Genomic DNA, 522 nt, shown 5'->3' with positions numbered 1-522 from the left:
AAATGAATACCAAGTCTCTGAGTGAACATACGTAATTCATTACGAAGTTTAATTCACGAGCATCAAACTTAAATTGAAGAGTTTGATCATGGCTCAGATTGAACGCTGGCGGCAGGCCTAACACATGCAAGTCGAACGGTAGCACAGAGAGCTTGCTCTCGGGTGACGAGTGGCGGACGGGTGAGTAATGTCTGGGAAACTGCCTGATGGAGGGGGATAACTACTGGAAACGGTAGCTAATACCGCATAACGTCGCAAGACCAAAGAGGGGGACCTTCGGGCCTCTTGCCATCAGATGTGCCCAGATGGGATTAGCTAGTAGGTGGGGTAACGGCTCACCTAGGCGACGATCCCTAGCTGGTCTGAGAGGATGACCAGCCACACTGGAACTGAGACACGGTCCAGACTCCTACGGGAGGCAGCAGTGGGGAATATTGCACAATGGGCGCAAGCCTGATGCAGCCATGCCGCGTGTATGAAGAAGGCCTTCGGGTTGTAAAGTACTTTCAGCGGGGAGGAAGG

The 522-nt window shown here is 52.3% G+C and carries 1 rRNA gene; it reads left to right on the top strand.

The window, feature by feature from the left end:
- Positions 1 to 70: 70 nt before the first annotated feature.
- Positions 71 to 522, top strand: a 16S ribosomal RNA gene (locus IM299_RS22790); the annotation flags it as partial.

The organism is Enterobacter cloacae complex sp. P47BA, assembly GCF_014930485.1.
Taxonomy (GTDB): domain Bacteria; phylum Pseudomonadota; class Gammaproteobacteria; order Enterobacterales; family Enterobacteriaceae; genus Enterobacter; species Enterobacter bugandensis.
Note: the sequence above shows the minus strand (reverse complement) of the source record. Positions and strands in the feature narration are given on the sequence as shown.